Origin of the sequence: Salibacterium salarium (assembly GCF_030813635.1) — a bacterium.
Lineage (GTDB): Bacteria > Bacillota > Bacilli > Bacillales > Marinococcaceae > Salibacterium > Salibacterium salarium.
Genome location: NZ_JAUSUM010000002.1, coordinates 294,992 through 315,252, shown reverse-complemented (window position 1 = coordinate 315,252; position 20,261 = coordinate 294,992). Strand labels below are relative to the sequence as shown.

18 protein-coding genes are annotated in these 20,261 nt (G+C 41.0%); 1 reads left to right on the top strand and 17 read right to left on the bottom strand.

Features of this window, described 5'->3' with window-relative positions; translation table 11 throughout:
* Nucleotides 1-85: 85 nt before the first annotated feature.
* The 5 genes from rpoZ to J2S78_RS07370 form a co-directional block, all read right to left on the bottom strand.
* Nucleotides 86-313 (bottom strand): DNA-directed RNA polymerase subunit omega, encoded by a 228-nt coding sequence (rpoZ, locus tag J2S78_RS07390; RefSeq protein ID WP_125558748.1) that lies wholly within the window; start codon nucleotides 311-313, stop codon nucleotides 86-88.
* 2 nt (nucleotides 314-315) lie between these two features.
* Entirely contained in the window at nucleotides 316-930 is a 615-nt protein-coding gene (gene gmk, locus J2S78_RS07385) for a guanylate kinase (RefSeq protein WP_306898749.1), read from the bottom strand.
* Nucleotides 931-967: 37 nt separating this feature from the next.
* Nucleotides 968-1,228, bottom strand: a complete 261-nt coding sequence (gene remA / locus J2S78_RS07380) for an extracellular matrix/biofilm regulator RemA (protein WP_125558747.1) — start codon at nucleotides 1,226-1,228, stop codon at nucleotides 968-970.
* An 85-nt stretch (nucleotides 1,229-1,313) separates the two neighbouring features.
* Nucleotides 1,314-2,198, bottom strand: coding sequence for a YicC/YloC family endoribonuclease (locus tag J2S78_RS07375; protein WP_306897451.1), 885 nt, complete (start codon nucleotides 2,196-2,198; stop codon nucleotides 1,314-1,316).
* Between the two features lie 74 nt (nucleotides 2,199-2,272).
* Nucleotides 2,273-4,912, bottom strand: coding sequence for a calcium-translocating P-type ATPase, PMCA-type (locus tag J2S78_RS07370; RefSeq protein WP_306897449.1), 2,640 nt, complete (start codon nucleotides 4,910-4,912; stop codon nucleotides 2,273-2,275).
* A gap of 100 nt (nucleotides 4,913-5,012) precedes the next feature.
* Here J2S78_RS07370 and J2S78_RS07365 point away from each other — a divergent pair, with 100 nt between their 5' ends.
* The gene (locus tag J2S78_RS07365) at nucleotides 5,013-6,731 is read left to right on the top strand and encodes an Rqc2 family fibronectin-binding protein (protein WP_306897447.1); all 1,719 of its coding nucleotides are present in this window, start codon (nucleotides 5,013-5,015) and stop codon (nucleotides 6,729-6,731) included.
* A gap of 57 nt (nucleotides 6,732-6,788) precedes the next feature.
* Here the strand turns inward: J2S78_RS07365 and pyrE are convergent, their stop codons facing one another.
* From pyrE to lspA, 12 genes are all read right to left on the bottom strand, one after another.
* Nucleotides 6,789-7,442 carry an orotate phosphoribosyltransferase gene (pyrE, locus tag J2S78_RS07360; RefSeq protein ID WP_306897445.1) on the bottom strand — a complete coding sequence of 218 codons (654 nt, stop codon included), beginning with the start codon at nucleotides 7,440-7,442 and terminating at the stop codon, nucleotides 6,789-6,791.
* Nucleotides 7,439-8,152, bottom strand: coding sequence for an orotidine-5'-phosphate decarboxylase (gene pyrF / locus J2S78_RS07355; RefSeq protein ID WP_306897443.1), 714 nt, complete (start codon nucleotides 8,150-8,152; stop codon nucleotides 7,439-7,441). Before pyrF ends, pyrE begins: the two co-directional genes overlap by 4 nt.
* The gene (locus tag J2S78_RS07350) at nucleotides 8,149-9,066 is read right to left on the bottom strand and encodes a dihydroorotate dehydrogenase (protein WP_306897442.1); all 918 of its coding nucleotides are present in this window, start codon (nucleotides 9,064-9,066) and stop codon (nucleotides 8,149-8,151) included. The genes pyrF and J2S78_RS07350 overlap by 4 nt, the downstream gene beginning before the upstream one ends.
* A complete protein-coding gene (locus tag J2S78_RS07345) occupies nucleotides 9,063-9,839 on the bottom strand; it encodes a dihydroorotate dehydrogenase electron transfer subunit (RefSeq protein ID WP_306897440.1) in 777 nt (258 codons plus the stop codon). Before J2S78_RS07345 ends, J2S78_RS07350 begins: the two co-directional genes overlap by 4 nt.
* A complete protein-coding gene (carB, locus tag J2S78_RS07340; RefSeq protein ID WP_306897439.1) occupies nucleotides 9,836-13,057 on the bottom strand; it encodes a carbamoyl-phosphate synthase large subunit in 3,222 nt (1,073 codons plus the stop codon). Before carB ends, J2S78_RS07345 begins: the two co-directional genes overlap by 4 nt.
* A gap of 13 nt (nucleotides 13,058-13,070) precedes the next feature.
* Nucleotides 13,071-14,162, bottom strand: coding sequence for a carbamoyl phosphate synthase small subunit (locus J2S78_RS07335; RefSeq protein WP_306897438.1), 1,092 nt, complete (start codon nucleotides 14,160-14,162; stop codon nucleotides 13,071-13,073).
* Nucleotides 14,159-15,445, bottom strand: a complete 1,287-nt coding sequence (gene pyrC, locus J2S78_RS07330; protein WP_370871527.1) for a dihydroorotase — start codon at nucleotides 15,443-15,445, stop codon at nucleotides 14,159-14,161. The genes J2S78_RS07335 and pyrC overlap by 4 nt, the downstream gene beginning before the upstream one ends.
* Nucleotides 15,442-16,383 (bottom strand): aspartate carbamoyltransferase catalytic subunit, encoded by a 942-nt coding sequence (locus J2S78_RS07325; protein ID WP_306898747.1) that lies wholly within the window; start codon nucleotides 16,381-16,383, stop codon nucleotides 15,442-15,444. The genes pyrC and J2S78_RS07325 overlap by 4 nt, the downstream gene beginning before the upstream one ends.
* Before the next feature lie 160 nt (nucleotides 16,384-16,543).
* Nucleotides 16,544-17,878: a uracil-xanthine permease family protein gene (locus J2S78_RS07320; RefSeq protein ID WP_306897436.1), complete on the bottom strand. Its 1,335-nt coding sequence runs from the start codon at nucleotides 17,876-17,878 to the stop codon at nucleotides 16,544-16,546.
* A gap of 138 nt (nucleotides 17,879-18,016) precedes the next feature.
* The gene (gene pyrR, locus J2S78_RS07315; protein ID WP_306897435.1) at nucleotides 18,017-18,568 is read right to left on the bottom strand and encodes a bifunctional pyr operon transcriptional regulator/uracil phosphoribosyltransferase PyrR; all 552 of its coding nucleotides are present in this window, start codon (nucleotides 18,566-18,568) and stop codon (nucleotides 18,017-18,019) included.
* Nucleotides 18,569-18,791: 223 nt separating this feature from the next.
* Nucleotides 18,792-19,706, bottom strand: coding sequence for an RluA family pseudouridine synthase (locus J2S78_RS07310; protein ID WP_306897434.1), 915 nt, complete (start codon nucleotides 19,704-19,706; stop codon nucleotides 18,792-18,794).
* A complete protein-coding gene (gene lspA / locus J2S78_RS07305) occupies nucleotides 19,703-20,182 on the bottom strand; it encodes a signal peptidase II (RefSeq protein ID WP_306897433.1) in 480 nt (159 codons plus the stop codon). Before lspA ends, J2S78_RS07310 begins: the two co-directional genes overlap by 4 nt.
* Between the last annotated feature and the right edge of the window lie 79 nt (nucleotides 20,183-20,261).

The window sequence follows — 20,261 nt, the reverse complement described above, 5'->3', positions numbered from 1 at the left end:
TATAACTATCCATTTGTACTAGGGTTGTTTTCCGCACGTGTAAAAACAACAACCTATAATGGATATAGGTTGTTGTTCATCTTCATTACTCTGTATCGTTGTCTGTATTTTCCCCTTGTTTATATCCTAACGTCCCTTGGTCAATTTCCTTCAAGGCAATGCCGACAAGTTTAGAAGAATCGTGATCTTCCACGGTAGATTCTGGCTCTTGCTGAAGCTCTTTTAGCTCCCGGGCTCTAAGCGCAGAAATCGTACATAAAGTATATTTGGAATCAATATTTTTCATTAATGTATCAACAGATGGATATAACATGATTATTCAACCTCCACAATTTGTTTATATTTTTCTACTAAACGTTCTCGTTTACAATGTTCTGCCGTGACAATCGAACGAATACGCTCAACCGCATATTCCACTTGATCATTTTCTACTACGTAATCGTAATTCTCCATCATTTCTAATTCATCCTGTGCTACGGTCATCCGTTTATTAATAAGGTCTTCCGTCTCCGTTCCTCTTTCAGTAATACGTGCACGCAATTCCGCAAGACTTGGAGGCATTAAGAAAATAAAAATACCCTCTGGATATCTTTCCTTTACTTTTTTCGCCCCTTGAACTTCAATCTCAAGAATAATATCTTTTCCGTTATTCACAGTATCTAAGACGGGATCAATTGGAGTACCATAATAATTATTTACGTATTTTGCCCATTCAAGGAGTCGATCGTTTTCAATCATTTTTTCAAATTCCGCTTTTGTTTTGAAAAAATAATTGACGCCATCCTTTTCTCCTGTTCTAGGATCCCTTGTTGTTGCAGAAACAGAGTATTCAATTCCAGTGTTTTTTTCGCGTAATGCATTACATACCGTGCCTTTACCTACACCAGCCGGGCCCGATAAGACAATCAAAATTCCCTTTTCATCCTGCATTGTTTCCAACGCCTTTCCTGCCTATAATACAAAATTATTAATCATCGTTTGAATCATCTTTTGTGGTTAATCGTTGTGCTACCGTTTCTGGTTGAACAGCTGACAAAATAACATGATCACTATCAACAATAATAACCGCCCGAGTCCTTCTTCCATACGTCGCATCAACTAACATATTACGGTCGCGAGCTTCTTGAATAATCCGCTTAATTGGTGCCGATTCTGGACTGACAATCGATATAATTCGATTGGCTGAAACGATATTACCGAAGCCTATATTTATTAGTTTAATATTCACTAGAATCCCTCACTTCATCAGGAGCGACAGCTACGCTCTATTTTCACCACTTATCTACAACTATATACGAAAATGCGTTCGCTGACTACTCTATATTTTGGACTTGTTCTTTAACTTTTTCAAGTTCACTTTTTATATCGACAACAAGATGGCTTAGTGTAGCATCATTTGCTTTAGATCCTATCGTATTCGCTTCGCGGTTCATCTCCTGAACGAGAAAATCTAGCTTTCTCCCTTTTGCTCTTTGTTCGTTCAATGTATTCACAAATTGATGGCAATGAGAAAGGAGACGTGTTAACTCCTCATCTATGTTTGCCTTTTCAGAAAAAACAGCCACTTCTGTTAGCAAACGTTGTTCGTCCACGTCATAGGAACTATCTTTAACAAAATCGCGAATTCGTTCCTGCAGACGATTACGATAGGCAGAAATAACGTCCGCTGTTTGTTCTTGAATATCATATGTTCTTTGTTGAATGATTTCAATTCTTTTTAGAAAGTCTGCATGTAAAGCTTTTCCTTCTCTAATTCTCATGTCATAAAGCTTAGATGCAGCTTCGGTCACAGCTCTTTGTATCTCTTGTTCCCATTCTTTATCCAGTTCTGTTCTTTCTTCTACTGCAACGATGTCTGGATGCAATAAAAAGTCTTGCAGGCGCAAAGTGGAATCAAATACATTCAGCTGTTCCATCTCCTCTGCCTTATCTAGCATCAGGTGCAACACTGCCCAATCAATCTGAACATCTTTTGACGATTGAGCCGAACCTTCTAAAGTGATAAAAACATCTATTTTGCCACGTTCTATATGTCTTTGAATCAACGTTCGCAATGTGTCTTCCATGTGAAAGAGCTGTCTGGGCATTCGGAATTGAATATCACAAAACCGATGATTGACAGATTTCATTTCAATAAGAGCGCGTCCTTTTTCGCTCTCCACTGTATAACTACCGTATCCTGTCATGCTTACCGTCATTCTATCACTTCCGCTTCTCCTATTCTAACCAATTTTACCACTTGCCACAAGCTAATGAAAAGAGGAGAAGTTTTCTATTCCTTTTTTTCTTTTTTAAAAAGAGACTGACCAGCCAACGCAAACGTCGGTATCGCTGCAAGAGTTAAAACGAGAATCCATTCCGAAACGGATAGCGCCACTGTATGAAAAATGGGTTGAAATATTGGTGTGTAAATAACTAGAACCAATAACAAAATCGATGACAAAACAGATCCCGTCAAATATTTATTCTCAAACGGAGGCCTGTCAAAAATGGTTTGACTCGTTCGACAATCAAATACATGAATGAGTTGGGCCATGACAAGTATGGAAAAGGCAATCGTTTGCGCCCGTATTAAATCACTTGGTTGTTCGTGCAAAGAAGTCATAAATCCTATTAATGTAACAAGACCAATGAGAAAACCTCTGCTTATAATTTTCCATCCCATTCCATTTGCAAAGATACTTTCTGATGCCGAACGTGGTGGACGTTTCATCCCGTCATCTTCGGGCTGATCAAGTCCTAACGCCATGGCAGGTAGTCCATCAGTAATGAGATTAATCCATAAAATTTGAATAGGAACGAGCGGGAGCGGCATTCCGAGCATCACTGCAAATAACATAACAAGTATTTCCCCCACATTAGATGCGAGCATATAACGAATGAACTTGCGAATATTATCATAGATATTACGACCTTCTTTAATAGCAGAGCGAATGGTCGAAAAATTGTCATCTCGTAAAATAAGAGCTGCTGCTTCCTTCGCGACATCCGTACCCGTTTTCCCCATTGCTATCCCAATATCTGCTGCTTTTAAGGCAGGCGCATCATTCACTCCATCTCCAGTCATGGCAACGACATGACCTGCGTTTCTTAGTTCCTTTACTATATTCAGCTTATCTTCCGGACTAACTCTAGCAAACACATAAACTCGTTGGAGCAGACGACGCTTATCTTGAAGAGATGCTTGTTCCCATTCTCGCCCGGTCAACACCTTCCCGTATTCAGGAAGCAATCCAATATCCTTTGCAATCGCAGCTGCAGTTAATTTATGGTCACCTGTAATCATTATCGTTTTAATTCCGGCACTGCGACATTCTTGAATCGCCTCTTTTACTTCAGGCCGCGGTGGATCTATCATTCCTTCCATTCCTATAAAAGACAAATTCTTTTCCGCTTTTGTCACATCTTTTATCGTTTCTCCTTTATCCAGTGGTCTATAAGCAACGGCAATGGTACGCAAAGCTCTACTTGCCATATCCTCAATCGCACGATAAATATTTTCTTTCTTAAAAGCAGATAATTTTTCAGCCTTACCTCTCTCCATAATCGTGGTCGTTAGATCAAGTAAAACATCCGGTGCCCCTTTAGTTACTACAAATGCTGTTCCCGTCTTGTCCCTGACGATGACAGTCATTCGTTTTCGTTCCGAATCAAACGGAAACACTTTTTCCACCCGGTACGAAGAAAACAACTGGTTGAGAGAAATACCAGCAGATTGTGCAGCCTCAATAAGGGCCAACTCGGTCGAATCTCCCTGAATTTTTTCATTCGCTTCTGTTGCATCCATTGCAGCTTGATTACATAAAACCGAAAATGAAAGCAAATTCTCATAAGAAAATTTAGAAAATCCCTTTTTTGAAGAGCGGAATGTGATACCCGATGGATTCCATAACGCTGTCACTTTCATTTTATTTTGGGTAAGAGTTCCGGTTTTATCTGAGCAAATAACAGATGCACATCCTAGTGTTTCCACCGCGGGAAGATGACGAACGATAGCTTGCCGTTTAATCATTCGCTGTACACCAAGTGCTAGAACGACTGTTACGATTGCAGGGAGACCTTCAGGAATCGCTGCAACAGCAAGCGATACGCCAGAAAGAATCATTTTATAAAACGGCTGTCCTTGCATTAAGCCTATAATAACCACCAGTGCCGTTAAAATTAGAGCGCCGGTAATTAATATCGTTCCCAAATGAGCGAGCCGTTTTTGAAGTGGCGTTTCTGATTTAACCGAATCGCTTAAAAGATGCGCGATTTTCCCCATTTCTGTCTTCATCCCTGTGGCGACAATGACACCGACAGCATCTCCTTTTGTTACTAATGTCCCAGCAAATGCCATATTCACACGTTCACCGATAGAAACGTTTGTATCTTTCAAACGGTCATTCGATTTTTGTACAGGATACGATTCTCCAGTTAAAGCAGACTCTTCTGCACTTAAACTATTTACTGACAACAAACGGATGTCAGCACTAACTTTATCCCCACCATGAAGCTTGACGATATCTCCAGGTACACCTTCAACAGAAGGGATTGTAATCCAATGACCATCTCTTTTCACCTTCATTGTCGGTGAAGCTAATTCTTTTAAAGCGTCTAATGATTTTTCAGCTTTATTTTCCTGAATAAAACCGAGTATACCGTTTAACAGTACAATAAAAACGATGGTAAGAGCATCAATATACTCCCCTAAGGCTGCGGACACAAGTGTTGCCCCGATTAACAAGAGTATCATCATATCTTGAAATTGCCGTAAAAATAGCAGCCATGATGGAATTTTCTTTTTCTCCTCAAGTTGATTAAGACCGTGTTGTTTTATCCGTTTTTTCGCCTGTGACTCAGTCAACCCTGTTGATGCTGTCACATTTAATATTTTCTCCAGTTCCTCCTGGGATTGTTGATGCCAGTTCATTGCACTCGCCCCTTCAGTTAAAACGTGTCATCACATCCTATTCAGACAAGCCTCAATTCATGCTATACTTATGAAATAGAGGAAAGGATGGAATGTAAGTATGTCTTTTGATGGAATTATGACAAAAGCCGTTATTGATGAATGTAAAAATACAATCTTGAGCGGACGGATTACGAAAATAAAACAACCATATAAAACAGACCTTCTTTTAACGATTCGTGCAAATCAAAAAAATCACCAGCTTTTGTTGTCAGCGAATCCAAGCTTTTCACGCATGCATTTCACTGATATTAAAGTAGAAAATCCAAAAGAGCCGCCGATGTTTTGCATGTTATTGCGCAAACATATTGAGGGTGGCTTCATTAGGGAAATAAGACAAGATGGAATGGAGCGAGTCGTTACATTCGTGATTGAAGGTAAAAATGAACTAGGAGATACATCGACAAAACATTTAGTCGTGGAAATTATGGGGAAACACAGTAATATTATGCTTATTGAAGAGGACACGAACCTCATTTTGGACAGCATGAAGCATCTTCCTCCTTCCGTAAACCGACATCGTACGATTTTACCTGGACGTGAATATGTAGGACCACCGAGTCAAGACAAACTGAACCCACTGGAAGCAGATGAAGAAACCATCGTGAGGAAATTAGATATGAATCAAGGAAAACTTGACCGTCAACTCGTTCAATCGTTTAACGGGATTTCCCCACAAACCGCTTCAGAGGTCATACATCGGACCGGTCTTGGTGCAACAGAACAAAAAATTGCAAGTACATTTTTAAAAATTATGGAAGACGTTATAGAAGAACGCTATGCGCCGGTCATTATATTTACTAATTCAAAAGAATATTATTCGGTCCTCGAGTTAGGCCATATAGACGGGAAAGAAAAGGAATTCGAATCTGTTAGTCGAATGCTAGATCGTTTCCATTCCGGCAAAGCAGAACGAGACCGTGTAAAACAAAGAGCTCATGACTTAGAACGTCTACTTCGTAATGAATGGCAGAAAAATAAGAAAAAGATTAAAAAACTTGAACAAACAGAACAACGTGCAGAAAAATCATTACAAGCACAAAAATTAGGCGAGCTTCTTACTGCAAATCTTCACCTCGTCAAAGGCGGTGAAACAGAATTAGAAGTCATAGACTATTATGATGAAAACGCTGGAACCATTACGATTGAGCTAGACGCTGAAAAATCACCTTCCGAAAATGCACAAGTGTACTTTCGACAATACAATAAGGCCAAAAAATCACTCGAAATGAGCAAACAACAAATAGAAGAGGCCAACGCAGAAATGAAATATCTGGAGCAACTCATTCAACAGCTTGAATCAGCTGCACCTTCAGATATAGAAGAAATCAGAGAAGAACTTTCTGAACAAGGCTATATAAAAAAACGTCCACAAAAAGGAAAGAAAAAGAAAAAACCTGTCAAACCCGTTCTTGAAAAATATATATCCAGTGATGGAACGGAAATGTTTGTTGGAAAAAACAATAAACAGAACGAATACTTGACCAGCCGGGTAGCTAACCGTAATGACATGTGGCTGCACACAAAAGACATTCCAGGATCACACGTTGTTATACAAGGGCAAGATATCACCGATGAAACGCTATTAGAAGCCGCCAACATTGCTGCTTTCTATTCGAAAGCAAAAGAGTCAAGTTCCGTACCGGTCGACTATACAAAAATTAAACATGTCCACAAACCTAACGGGGCCAAGCCTGGATTTGTAACGTATGATAATCAATCAACTGTGTTCGTTACACCAGATCAAGATTTAGTTACGAATTTACGTGCCTCAAAATAGCTATAAAAAAGTGGCTTGTCTTTCAAAACACCAAGAGACAAGCCACTTTTTATATTGTTATTCCTTTTTAGAATAGGATGCCTTCTTCAACCAGTTTTCATTTTCAGGATTCTTCTTCCATAAGCGTAGACGTTCAGCTTCTTGATTAGTTAAGTAATCATCACTAAGGGCTGTTTCGATTAACGTTCCGAAATCGGTTAGCGTGTGACAATCAAGGTCAGCCTCAGATAAAACTTCTTGTCCTTTTTTGAGTCCATACGTAAAAATCGCAGCAGCACCAAGTACTGTTGCTCCACTTTCAGTAACAGCATCTTTCACTTGTACGACACTTCCTCCTGTCGAAATCAAATCTTCTATGATAACAACGTTCTGACCTTTTTGCAGTCGACCTTCAATTTTGTTTTCTTTTCCATGCGATTTGGACGAACTACGAACGTAAATCATCGGCAGTTCCAACAAATCTGCGACTAACGCAGCATGCGGAATACCTGCTGTTGCTGTACCCGCGATTACATCTGCCTCTGCAAACTTTTCTCTTACTATTTCAGTGAGTCCTTCAGCAATACTTTTTCTTAAACTCGGAAACGAAAGAGTTAGTCTATTATCACAATAAATTGGTGATTTCAAGCCTGATGTCCACGTGTAAGGATGATTTGGACTTAAGCTAACAGCTTCTATATTTAATAACTCTTTTGCCAACCATTCTCTCATGTTAATTCCCTCCACTGGTTTTGAATGTCCTGATACGCTTGATATGGATATTTAGCTGCAGTGATACTGCGTCCAACAACAATTCCATCACTTCCCATCGCCCGAGCTTTCGCCGGTGTTACAATACGCTCCTGGTCGTCGCTTGGGTTGTCTGGTAAACGGATACCGGGAGTGACCGCAGCAAAGTCCTGGCCAACGGTTTTTTTCATAGCTTTTGCTTCCATCGCCGAACAAACTACACCTTGCAAACCAGCTGTCTTTGCGTTAGCTGCATAATGAATCACGGTATCTTCAAGCGATGACGTAATTCCAAGCTCTGACTGCATTACTTGTTCGGTTGTGCTCGTTAGTTGCGTAACCGCCACACAATCGGGGTTATTTTCAGATGTTTTCGTACCTGCTTCTATCCCTTCTCGGGCCGATTCCATCATTTTAATACCGCCAGAAGCGTGTACGGTAATTAAATCAACATCCAAGGAAGCAAGTTGACGAGCTGCATTTTTTACTGTATTTGGAATATCATGAAGCTTAATATCTAAAAAAATACGATGTCCCATTGCTTTCCAAGCTTCCACAACTGCCGGTCCTTCTCGGAAAAACAGTTCCATACCGACTTTTAAAAAAAGTTCTTCTCCGGAAAATGGACGCAGAAAGTCATCCGCGGTTTTTTTGTCTTGAAAATCCATTGCAATAATAAGAGGATGATTCAACGTAAGTGCACCTCTTTCGGTCGAATATCATACAAATGATTGATCTGCTGACGTTCAAGCGATTGTTCAAGCGCTTGACTTAGTTCTAAACAAACAAATGGATTGATGAAGTTAGCTGTCCCAACTGCTACTGCATCTGCGCCAGCTATAATAAAATCCAAAATATCATCCAGTGTTGACACGCCTCCCATACCGATAATTGGAAGCTCTGTTTGATGTCGTACCTCATGAATCATGCGAATCGCAATTGGTTTAATAGCAGGACCCGATAAACCTCCAACACTATTTGCAAGCAATGGTTTCCCAGTGTTTCTATCCATTTTCATACCAGACAATGTATTGATGAGAGATAATCCATCCGCACCCGCTCGTTCGACTGCTTTTGCTATTACTGTAATATCCGTCACATTTGGCGATAATTTAACATAAACAGGAATATTTGAAACAGCTTTCACCCGTTTTGTCAGCTCAGCAGCTAACTGTGGATCTGTACCGAAAGCAATTCCTCCCTCTTTCACATTAGGGCAGGATATATTGAGTTCAAGAGCTCCTATTTTTCCAGTTTTAGAGAGTGCCTCCGCTACTTCCTCATAGTCTTCCATCGTTGTCCCGGCAATATTGGCCAGTAACGGCGTTTCAATGGTATCAAAGCGGGATAATTGTTCCGTAATTACCTTTTCCAACCCTGGATTCTGCAAGCCGATAGCATTCAACATTCCAGAGGCAGTTTCTGCGACACGCGGTGTTTCGTTTCCGTATCTTGGTTGAGGTGTTGTTGCTTTTAATGCAATAGCTCCTAGTTCATTTAAATCATACAATTTTCCGATTTCCTCACCAAACCCAAAACACCCCGATGCTGGCATTATTGGATTTTTCATCGAAAGTCCAGGCAAATCAATGTTCACACGGCTCATAAGACCACCTCTCCCCAAGGAAATACAGGACCATCACTGCAAACTTTTCTGTAATCACTACCATCGGGATCATTTTGTGTGTGACAAACGCAAGCAAGGCATACCCCAATGCCACACCCCATGCGTTCTTCCAATGACAAACTTCCCTTCACGTTTGGGTATTTGTCTTCCAACGCTCTCAACATTGGCACCGGACCGCATGCAAACAATCGATCGAATGATAATTTTTTCTGATCTATTACATCTGTGACAAACCCGGAATATCCGAAACTGCCATCAATAGTTGAAACATACACATCTCCAAGCTTTTGAAAATGATTTTCATAGAATACAACATTTTTATTAGAAAAACCGAGGACAGTAATAACAGTAGCTCCCTGTTCTCTTAAAACCGTTGCCAAATCATAAAGGGGGGGAACCCCAATTCCCCCGCCAACGAGAAGGACCGTTTCTCCGGATGAAACGTCCCCAACTGGAAAACCATTCCCAAGCGGTCCTAGCACATCTACTGTATCGTTCGTGCTATATGTTGACAACAATCTCGTGCCTTGTCCTTCCGCACGATATAAAATGGTCAACTGTCTCTTTTGTTTATCCGTATTACAGATACTGATTGGACGACGAAGCAACGGAACAGAGTGACGTGAGGTATTTATATGCAAGAATTCACCGGGGCGCTCTACTTCCCCCACAAGATTACCTTCAAGTACCATTTCGTATATGTCTTGTGCAATCTCGCGATTATCCCGGACTATCATGTCTTCTTTTTTCATACAGTCACCTCACTTGTCATCGACTGTCGTTCTTGCATTTCAGGCATTGCTTCAGCGGAAAATGTAATCATCTCGAGTACTTTAAGCAGCGCATCTGCTGTATCAATCGAAGTCATGCAAACCACTTCATTTTCGACTGCTTCCCGGCGAATACGAAATCCGTCGCGTGCCGGCTGTTTGCCTTGGGTGAGTGTGTTAATGACAAATTGTGCTTTTCCTTCACGGATAACATCCAATAGATTAGGAGATTCGTCCGTAATCTTATTGACAACAGTAACAGGAATATCATGCTCTCGGAGAAAATCTGCCGTCCCTTTCGTCGCAAGCAATGTATAACCGATTTTATGAAACCGTTGCGCCAATGCAAGTGCTTCCTGTTTATTTTTATCTGCAATCGTAAACAAGACAGAACCATGCTCAGGAATATTCATTCCAGAAGCAATCAAGCCTTTGTATAATGCTTTTTCCAATGAAACATCACGACCCATTACTTCTCCGGTCGATTTCATTTCCGGCCCTAGCGAAATATCAACTCTGCGCAATTTTGCAAAGGAAAATACCGGTACTTTAACGGATACTTCTTGTTTTTCCGGTAGCATCCCATCTTCATAACCTTGACTGATCAAATCTCTTCCAGTCATGATACGAGTCGCAACCGAAGCAATCGGAACACCTGTGATTTTACTTAAAAATGGTACGGTACGGCTTGCCCTAGGGTTCACTTCTAACACAAACACTTCATTGTCATGTATAACGAATTGGATATTTAACAGCCCTTTAATGTTTAAACCTTTACCAATAGCAACGGTCCGGTCCACAAGCTTTTGCTTGATTTCATCAGACAATGTCTGTGTTGGATAAACGGCGATAGAATCACCAGAGTGAACACCTGCACGTTCAATGTGTTCCATGATTCCCGGAACAAATACAGTGTTTCCGTCCGCTATCGCATCTACTTCTACTTCTTTGCCAACCATATAACGGTCAATCAAGACAGGGTGTTTTTCATTCACCTTCACTGCCCGATCCATATAAGAACGTAACTCCGTTTCATTATCTACAATTTCCATAGCGCGGCCGCCTAGGACATAAGAAGGGCGGACAAGAACTGGATAACCAATATCAGAGGCTATTTTCTCTGCCTCATTGGTTGAAACTGCGGTTTTACCTAATGGCTGCGGAATGCCAAGTTGCTGTAACGTATATTCAAATTTATCACGATCTTCCGCCCGGTCCATATCCTCGAGTGCTGTGCCAAGTATTGTTACCCCTCGTTCATATAATCCATCTGCCAAATTCACAGCGGTTTGACCACCAAATTGAACTATTACTCCTTCTGGCTGTTCTTGATCGACAACATGCATTACATCTTCTAGTGTTAAAGGTTCAAAGTACAATTTGTCAGACACGCTGAAATCTGTCGATACCGTTTCCGGATTGTTATTCATAATAATTGCTTCATATCCTTCATTTTGAAGGGCCCACACGGTATGCACCGTTGCATAATCAAATTCCACTCCCTGGCCAATACGGATTGGCCCTGATCCTAACACGAGGACAGACGGCTTTTTGCTCTGTCCACTTTCATTTTCTTGTTCATAGGTGGAATAATAATATGGGGTTTCCGACTCAAACTCAGCAGCGCATGTATCTACCATCTTATAGACCGGCATAATCTGTTTGCGCCTGCGGAACTCATATACATCTGTTTCTTTCCAATTCCAGCTTGCAGCCACTACACCATCTGGTATGCCAACTTGTTTAGCATACATGAGCATTTCGGAATTACCTGGATGATGAGATAGCTCTTCTCCCATATGAACAATTCCTGCGAATTTTTGCAGGAAGAATGGATCAATGCTCGTACATTCGTGCACGTATTCCACAGACCATCCCCGCCGAAATGCTTCTCCAATAACAAACAATCGTTCATCTTCTGCTTTTTGCAGCTTTTCGGTCACTTGTTCATCACTATATTCATAGAAAGCAGCATCACATAAATGGGTTTTATTTGTCTCTAGTGAACGAACTCCTTTCATTATCGACTCTTCAAAACTGCGCCCAATCGCCATTACTTCTCCAGTTGCTTTCATTTGTGTCGTAAGCTTACGATTCGCAGCTTCAAATTTATCAAACGGCCAGCGCGGGATTTTTGTTACGACGTAATCAAGTGCTGGTTCGAAGCTTGCGTACGTCGTACCTGTAATTGGATTTTTTAGCTCATCAAGGCGATATCCGGAAGCAATTTTGGCAGCTAGTTTTGCAATAGGATAACCAGTCGCTTTAGATGCTAGAGCCGAAGAACGACTTACTCTTGGGTTTACTTCAATAATATAGTAGTCAAAACTATGAGGAGACATGGCAAACTGGACATTACAGCCGCCCTCAATTTCTAAAGCTCGGATAATCTTCAATGAAGAATTACGAAGCATTTGATATTCTCGGTCTGATAGTGTCTGACTGGGAGCAGTAACAATAGAATCCCCTGTATGAATTCCTACTGCATCGATATTTTCCATATTACAAACAACAATACTTTCTCCGGTTGCATCTCGCATCACTTCATATTCCACTTCTTTAAAACCTGCAATGCTTTTTTCAATTAAACATTGCGTCACTGGACTGTATTTTAAACCGGACCCAACAATTTCCGTCAACTCTTCCTCATTGTGTACCAAACCGCCGCCTGTACCGCCCAAAGTATAAGCAGGGCGAACAATAATAGGATAACCAATTTTTTCTACAAACATTTTCGCTTCCTCTAACGTGTGCACAATATCACTTTCCGCAACGGGTTCATTCAATTCCCTCATCAGTGTTCGGAACACATCCCGATCTTCTGCCTTTTCAATCGCTTCAAGTTCCGTTCCTAACAGAGATATATCGTATCGATCAAGAACTCCTTCTTTATATAATTCCATGGCCATATTTAAACCTGTCTGTCCCCCTAATGTCGGTAGAAGTGCATCTGGTCTCTCCTTACGAATAATACGGCTGACAAATTCAAGCGTAATTGGCTCCATATACACTTTATCGGCCATCGCTGTGTCAGTCATGATGGTTGCCGGATTAGAATTCACTAGAATTACTTCATATCCTTCTTCTTTTAATGCTTGGCACGCTTGTGTTCCAGCATAATCAAATTCAGCGGCTTGACCGATAATAATCGGCCCAGAACCAATAACTAAAATTTTTTTAATATCGGTACGTTTAGGCATATCTCTCTCTCCTTTAGACGCGAGTCGTATTTTTAGTCCGGTGTTTATCAATCATGGCGGTGAATTCATCAAACAAATCGTTGGAATCATCTGGACCGGGGCTTGCTTCTGGATGATACTGTACACTAAAAGCCGGATACTCTTGATGTTGAATTCCTTCAACCGTTCCATCATTTACATTTACGTGAGTTAATTGTAAATCAGTTCCCATTAGTGATTCGCGGTCAATCGTATAACCGTGATTTTGTGAAGTTATATCGACGCGACCGCTGCGAACATCTTTTACAGGATGATTAGCGCCACGGTGTCCAAACTTCAATTTTGAGGATGTTGCACCAGCGGCAAGGCTAAGTAATTGATGTCCCAGACAAATACCAAATATAGGAACTGTGCCAAGTAACGTTTTTAACGTTTCAACTGCTTCTGGGACGTCTTCTGGATCTCCAGGTCCATTGCTAAGCATTACGCCATCTGGTTCAAGCTTTCGAATATCATCTGCTGTTGAGTTATAAGGGAGGACAAATACATCGCACCCGCGCTTAATTAGGTTCCGAGCAATTCCATGCTTTGCACCGAAATCTAATAGCACCACTCGTCGTCCTGAACCAGGAGCGTGATAAGCGTTTGTTGTAGAAACTTTTTTTACCTTATTTCGCGTAGGTTGAAAGGCACGCAGCTCTTCGAAAATTTCATATTCATCATCCTTTTCACCGAAAAAGCGCCCGTATAAAGTTCCATATTCTCTAATAATTCTCGTCAGCATGCGGGTGTCGACTCCTGCTAAAGCAGGAATATCTTTCTCCTTTAACCAGTGATCCAGCGTTTCAACACTTCTAAAGTTACTCGGATGAGACGCTGATTCTTTTATTATTAATCCGCCAGCTGCCGGATTCAATGTTTCAAAGTCGTCCCGGTTAATACCATAGTTTCCTATTAACGGGTAGGTTAAAGTGATGAATTGATCACAATAAGATGGATCTGATAACATTTCTTGATAACCAGTCATACTTGTATTAAAGACGACTTCTCCTGTTGTTTCACGTAAACTTCCCAACGCATCTCCTGTAAAAACTGTACCATTTTCAAGCATCAATTTTCTTTTCATCCTAGACGTACTCCTTCCTTTTCATAGACCACGTTCCCATTTACAATAGTTAAAACTGGTTGTCCTTTACTGCTCCAACCGTCGAAAGGGGTATTTTTACCTTTAGAAACGAGTGAAGCTGCATCTACTTTTTCTTCCATATCAAGGTCAACTATCGTGATATCTGCCTTATTTCCATAACTAAGTTGACCAGCTTCGAGCCCGAACACATTTGCAGGCTTTTTCGTTATGCTCTCTAGCAAATATCCCAAAGAGCAAACGCCAGTTTCTACAAGGTGTTTATATAAGAGGGGAAATGCTGTCTCTAATCCGGTAATACCAAAAGGAGCGTCTTCCATACTTTTTGCTTTTTCTGCTTCAGCATGTGGAGCATGATCGGTAGCTATACAATCGATTGTTCCATCGAGCCATCCATCTAACAATGCTTGTTGATCGGCTTTAGCACGGAGCGGTGGATTCATTTTAAATTGCGGATCAACATCGGGAATGTCATTTTCATTTAATAGTAGATGGTGTGGAGTAACTTCTGCGGTCACATGAATCCCCGCTTCTTTCGCATTTCGAATAACCCGGACCGATTCTTTAGTACTGACGTGACAAACGTGATAGTGTGCATTTGCGGCTTCTGCGAGTAATACGTCACGCGCAATCTGTACGGATTCACAAACAGAGGGGATACCATTCATGTTATGTTTTTCGGAAAACTCTCCTTCATGGACACTCCCTCCTTGTATTAACGTATTTTCTTCACAATGGGCAACAATCGGCATATCTATTTTCGCTGCCTGCTTCATCGCTTTCAGCATGAGAGAAGCGTCTTGTACACCTACACCATCATCGGTAAAAGCAAACGCTCCTGCTTTTTTTAAATCTTTAAAATTACTCAATTCTTGACCAAGCTGTTCTTCAGTTATAGACGCATAAGGCAGTACATGAATCAAGCTTGATTTTTGAATCCGTGTCTGCAATTGTTCCATGACTTCAGGACAATCAGGTACCGGATTGGTATTAGGCATTGGACAAATGGTTGTAAAACCTCCTTTTGCCGCCGCAGCTGTTCCTGTTTCGATCGTTTCTTTATGTTCTCCTCCTGGTTCACGCAGATGGACGTGGACATCTACAAAACCTGGAGTGACAAGCTTTCCTCTCACATCGTATAAGATTGTTGCATTTTCAGGGGCTTTGCCTAGGGAGTGAATAGAATCTCCTTTTATTTCAATATCCATCTTTCTAACATTGTTTCCTTCTGTAAAAACATATCCGTTTATAATCCAACCGTTCATGTCAATAATCCCCCTTGTTGTTTTTCAAGCACATGACTGAGTACTGCCATTCTGACAAATACACCGTTTTTCATTTGTTTAAAAATTCTCGAACGACTGCACTCAACTAATGCATCAGCTATTTCTACATTTCGGTTAATAGGAGCTGGATGCATAATAATGCTATCGGGTTTCATGCGTTGAGCTTTTTCTTCACTTAATCCGTATATTTCGTGATATTTGTCAGGGCCAGCTACCATTTTTACAGCGTGACGTTCATGCTGAATTCGCAGCATCATCATTACATCTGCAAATTCCACAGCCTTATCCATCGGAACATAACGATGTAGTAATTCTTTACTCATCCATTCTTTCGGACCACTGACGTAAACATTAGCTCCCAAACGTTCCAGCACTTCTAAATTAGAGCGGGCAACACGGCTGTGAAAGATGTCCCCAGCGATAACAACATTGATTCCATGAAATATGCCAAATTCCTGTTTGATTGTTAAAAGATCAAGAAAGGACTGTGTCGGATGATGTCCGCAACCATCCCCCCCATTAATAATGGGAATATTAATATGATGGCGCAATTCATCAAAATATCTTTCTTTGGCGTGCCGAATGACAACAACATCAGCCCCGATACTTTCCAACGTTTTCACGGTATCATAAAGAGTCTCCCCTTTTTTAACGCTGGAGGTATCTGCCTCAAAATGAAGAAGGTCTAGCCCTAAATTTCGTTCTGCCGCTTCAAAACTTATTTTTGTCCGGGTGCTCGGTTCAAAAAACAAATTGGCAGCATACAAACGTTGATTAGGAAGTTTTGAAGGTTGATTGGCAAATTCTTGTGCTTTATTAAGCAATCCATGAATTTCGTCTTTTCCCCAATCCTCCATCGTCAGCACATGTTCGGGACACGTTTTATCTTGTCGGGCCCATTTTAATTCTGATGGCATCATTACTTCATCCCCCTCTAGTTTCTCAAAAACTAATTGATCCATAACAAAAACCCCCTAAGAGAGATCTCTTCAGGGGGTTAAGATACAGTACGCATGTTTTAATAACACCGTATGTTCACCCTTCCGAGTCTCTCTGTACTCTTTTAAAGGATGGTGCTCAGGCTGCTTCATCATCATCTTTCAATTGTTCATCTAGAGACGCAAACATTGCGCCATTCCCGAATCCATGTTCTTTACCGGGAAGTATCCAGTTTAGGAAGATTCCAAATAGTGTAGCTAAAGCCATTCCGGCAATTTCAAGATTTTCGTTTATTTCTATAAATGCGCCACCAATGCCTATTACAAGAATTACCGATGCAATAATTAAGTTGCGTTTCACACCAAGATCAACTCGGTTATCAATCAGCATGCGCATACCTGAAGAAGCAATAATACCGAATAAAAGTATTGAAACTCCGCCCATTACTGCTCCGGGAATACTTGCGATGACTGCCTCTATTTTTCCGACAAAGGAAAAGGCAATCGCCATCACTGCAGCCCCGCCAATCACAAAAACGCTAAACACTCTTGTGATGGCAAGTACTCCTATATTTTCTCCATACGTCGTATTTGGCGGTCCACCCACAAAAGAAGCAATAATGGTTGCTAGGCCATCCCCCATAATAGAACGATGCAGACCTGGTTTTTTGACGAAATTAGAGCCAGTCACTTTACTTAAAACGAGTTGATCACCAATATGCTCTGCCAGCGTTACGATTGCAATAGGGGCCATGATAAATATAATGCTCCAAGACCAAGTTGGTGAAAATGTGACAAACGGAACAACCATATCAGGTGTCCGAAGCCATGGTGCTGCTGCAATCTCCGAGAAATCGATAAGTCCTACAAACGAGGCCATGATATAACCTCCTGTTATTCCAAATAAAATCGGAATAAGGTTGAAAAAACCTTTAAAAAACACAGAGGCTACAATCGTAATTGCAAGCGTTACAAGAGCTACACTGAAGTGCAGCATTGGTTGAATGTATTCCCCTGTTTCATCGTTAAAATTCATCGCCATTTCAATCGCTGTAGTCGAAAGTCCAAGACCAATCACCATAATGACAGGTCCTACTACGATTGGGGGTAAAAGATTCATAAGCCATTGAACGCCGGTCCATTTAATTAATAGGGAAGTGATTCCATATACAACACCAGCTGCAAATGTTCCAATCATGACGCCTTCGGGACCGCCCAGTGACATTGCTGCAATCACCGGACTTATAAAAGCAAAGGATGAGCCGAGATAAGCAGGTATTTGCCCTTTCGTAATTACCAAGTAAGCAAGTGTCCCTAACCCGCTCGACAAAAGAGCAACTGCAGGGCTTAGCTCCGTTAAAACAGGGACTAGTATCGTTGCTCCAAACATAGCAAATAAATGCTGCATGCTTAGAATAAGCCATTGATTCCATTTTGGTTTTTCTTTAATTTGTAGTTTTACGTTTTGATCCATTTTTATCTCTCCTCGCAAATTTGGGGCAAATTTCTGTCCTTAACAAAGAGGTACAAATTGCGAGCAGGAGAGTTAGAATGAAACCTCGCTCTCATTCATACCTCTTTTCAGCCTCACTGGACTGATTTAAAGAGGGGGTTATTTTGCTTCGTTTCGAATCGTCACTTCATCAAGTTCATCCGTTTCTGTCAATTTCACGGCTACAATTTCTTCTTTTGAAGTTGGAATGTTTTTTCCGATGAAATCCGGCCGAATTGGAAGTTCTCGGTGCCCTCGGTCTATTAAGACAGCGAGCTGGATTTGTGACGGTCGTCCCAAATCCATAACAGCATCCATGGCTGCTCTGACGGTGCGCCCAGTATAAAGAACATCGTCCACTAGAATGACTTTCTTATCGAATACATCTTCAGGGATATCTGTACCCTTTAATTCTGGATCTGAATTTTCCGTCACATGAGTCAAATCATCGCGGTACAGGGTTATATCAGCTTCTCCTACTGGAATTGTCCTTCCTTCTATTTTAGCTATATTAGCTGCAATCCGATTAGCAATGTGAATGCCTCTCGTTTTTATCCCAACGAGAACACAATCTTCAATTCCTTTATTTTTTTCTATAATTTCATGGGCAATCCGTGTCAATGCCCGTCGTACTGCCTGTTCATCAAGCAGTACCCTTTCTTGTTCTTCCATCTCTTTCATCCTTTCACAAGGCGGCAACCGTCAAAAGTCCATCGTTTCTTACCTAATAAAAAACCTCCCACCCGATTGAGTGAGAGGATTGTTTACCGATTTTAGACAGACGTCGCCTATAATCATGACCTACACGGTCTGTATACTCCTTCTCAGCCTCTCGGGACTGCCTTTAAAGGTTCCTATTTGTTGTTTCTGATTATGTCAGATTATTAACGAATGGTCAATACATTTTTCGAAGATTGTCTAAAAGATCTGTCATATCTTCCGGAAGAGACGCTTTCAATTCCATCGGGGTCTCTTTTGTTGGATGAACAAAACGAAGACTTCCCGCATGTAAGGCCTGACCTGAGATATTCAACGTTTTAGTTCGCCCATATTTCGGGTCACCCGCGAGCGGATGTCCAATGTATTTCATGTGCACTCTAATCTGATGTGTTCGACCAGTATCTAATTTACACTCTACATAGGTGAATGAATCGAAATGCTCCAGCACACTAAAATGGGTGACGGCGTCCTTGGCATTTTTTTCTGTGACGGCCATCTTTTGTCTATCTTTCGGATCACGCCCAATTGGAGCTTCAATAGTACCAGTATCATGCGGTATATTACCGTGCACAATCGCTTGATAGAAACGTTCCACCCGTTTCTCCTGCAACTGGTCGCTCAAATGTAAATGGGCCGTATCGTTCTTCGCTGCAATAAGCAAGCCAGAAGTGTCCTTATCTATACGATGAACAATCCCAGGTCGCCATTCTCCATTAACATTTGATAACGTCTCACAGTGATAAAGCAGAGCATTAACAACAGTGCCTGAGGAATGACCGGGAGCTGGATGGATCACCATGCCTCTCGGTTTGTTAACAACGATAATGTCTTCATCCTCATACACTATATCAAGGTCGATGTTTTCTGGTTTGACTTCCGTGTTCTTTTCTTCCTCCGGTGTCAGCGTGACGGTGTTTGTTTCCTGTAGTATATAGTTACTTTTTACCATTTGATCATTTACTAGAATACGCTTTTCTTTAATCCAACTCTGTATAATAGTTCGTGACCAGTCCTCTTGCTGATTGGTTAAAAACTTATCAATTCGTTGACCTGCTTCTTCTTCTGTAATGTTCCATATTAAATCTTTCATGCTTTATTCTTCCTCTTTTCCTGCCATTCCATTGCGGTCATTTTTATTATGAGCAAGAACACACCAACCACAAGCGCCGAGTCTGCAATGTTGAATATTGGATAGTTATAATTAAAAATATATACGTTGAAAAAATCTACTACTTCTCCAAATAACAGACGATCAATAAAATTACCAATCGCACCGCCGAGAATAAGGCCAAGGGGTATTCCGAGCATTTTACTTTCAGTGGCGTATTTTTGTATATGATACACAATAACCGACACGACAATAACTGTCACAATATAGAATAGCCACATTTGACCTTCCAGCATACCAAAAGCTGCACCGGAGTTACGATGTGACGTTAAATGAAAAAATCCAGGGATTACTTCTATATCTTCTGCAATATCCATATTCTGAACGACTAAAAACTTTGTAATTTGGTCTATCGCAATGATTAAACACGACAGTCCATAATATAATAATATCTTCATTGTTTAAACACCTTGCTTTTCCGCCGTCACCATAATACGTTCAAGCGATATATTGAAAGAGGAATTTGTTCGTTTTCAA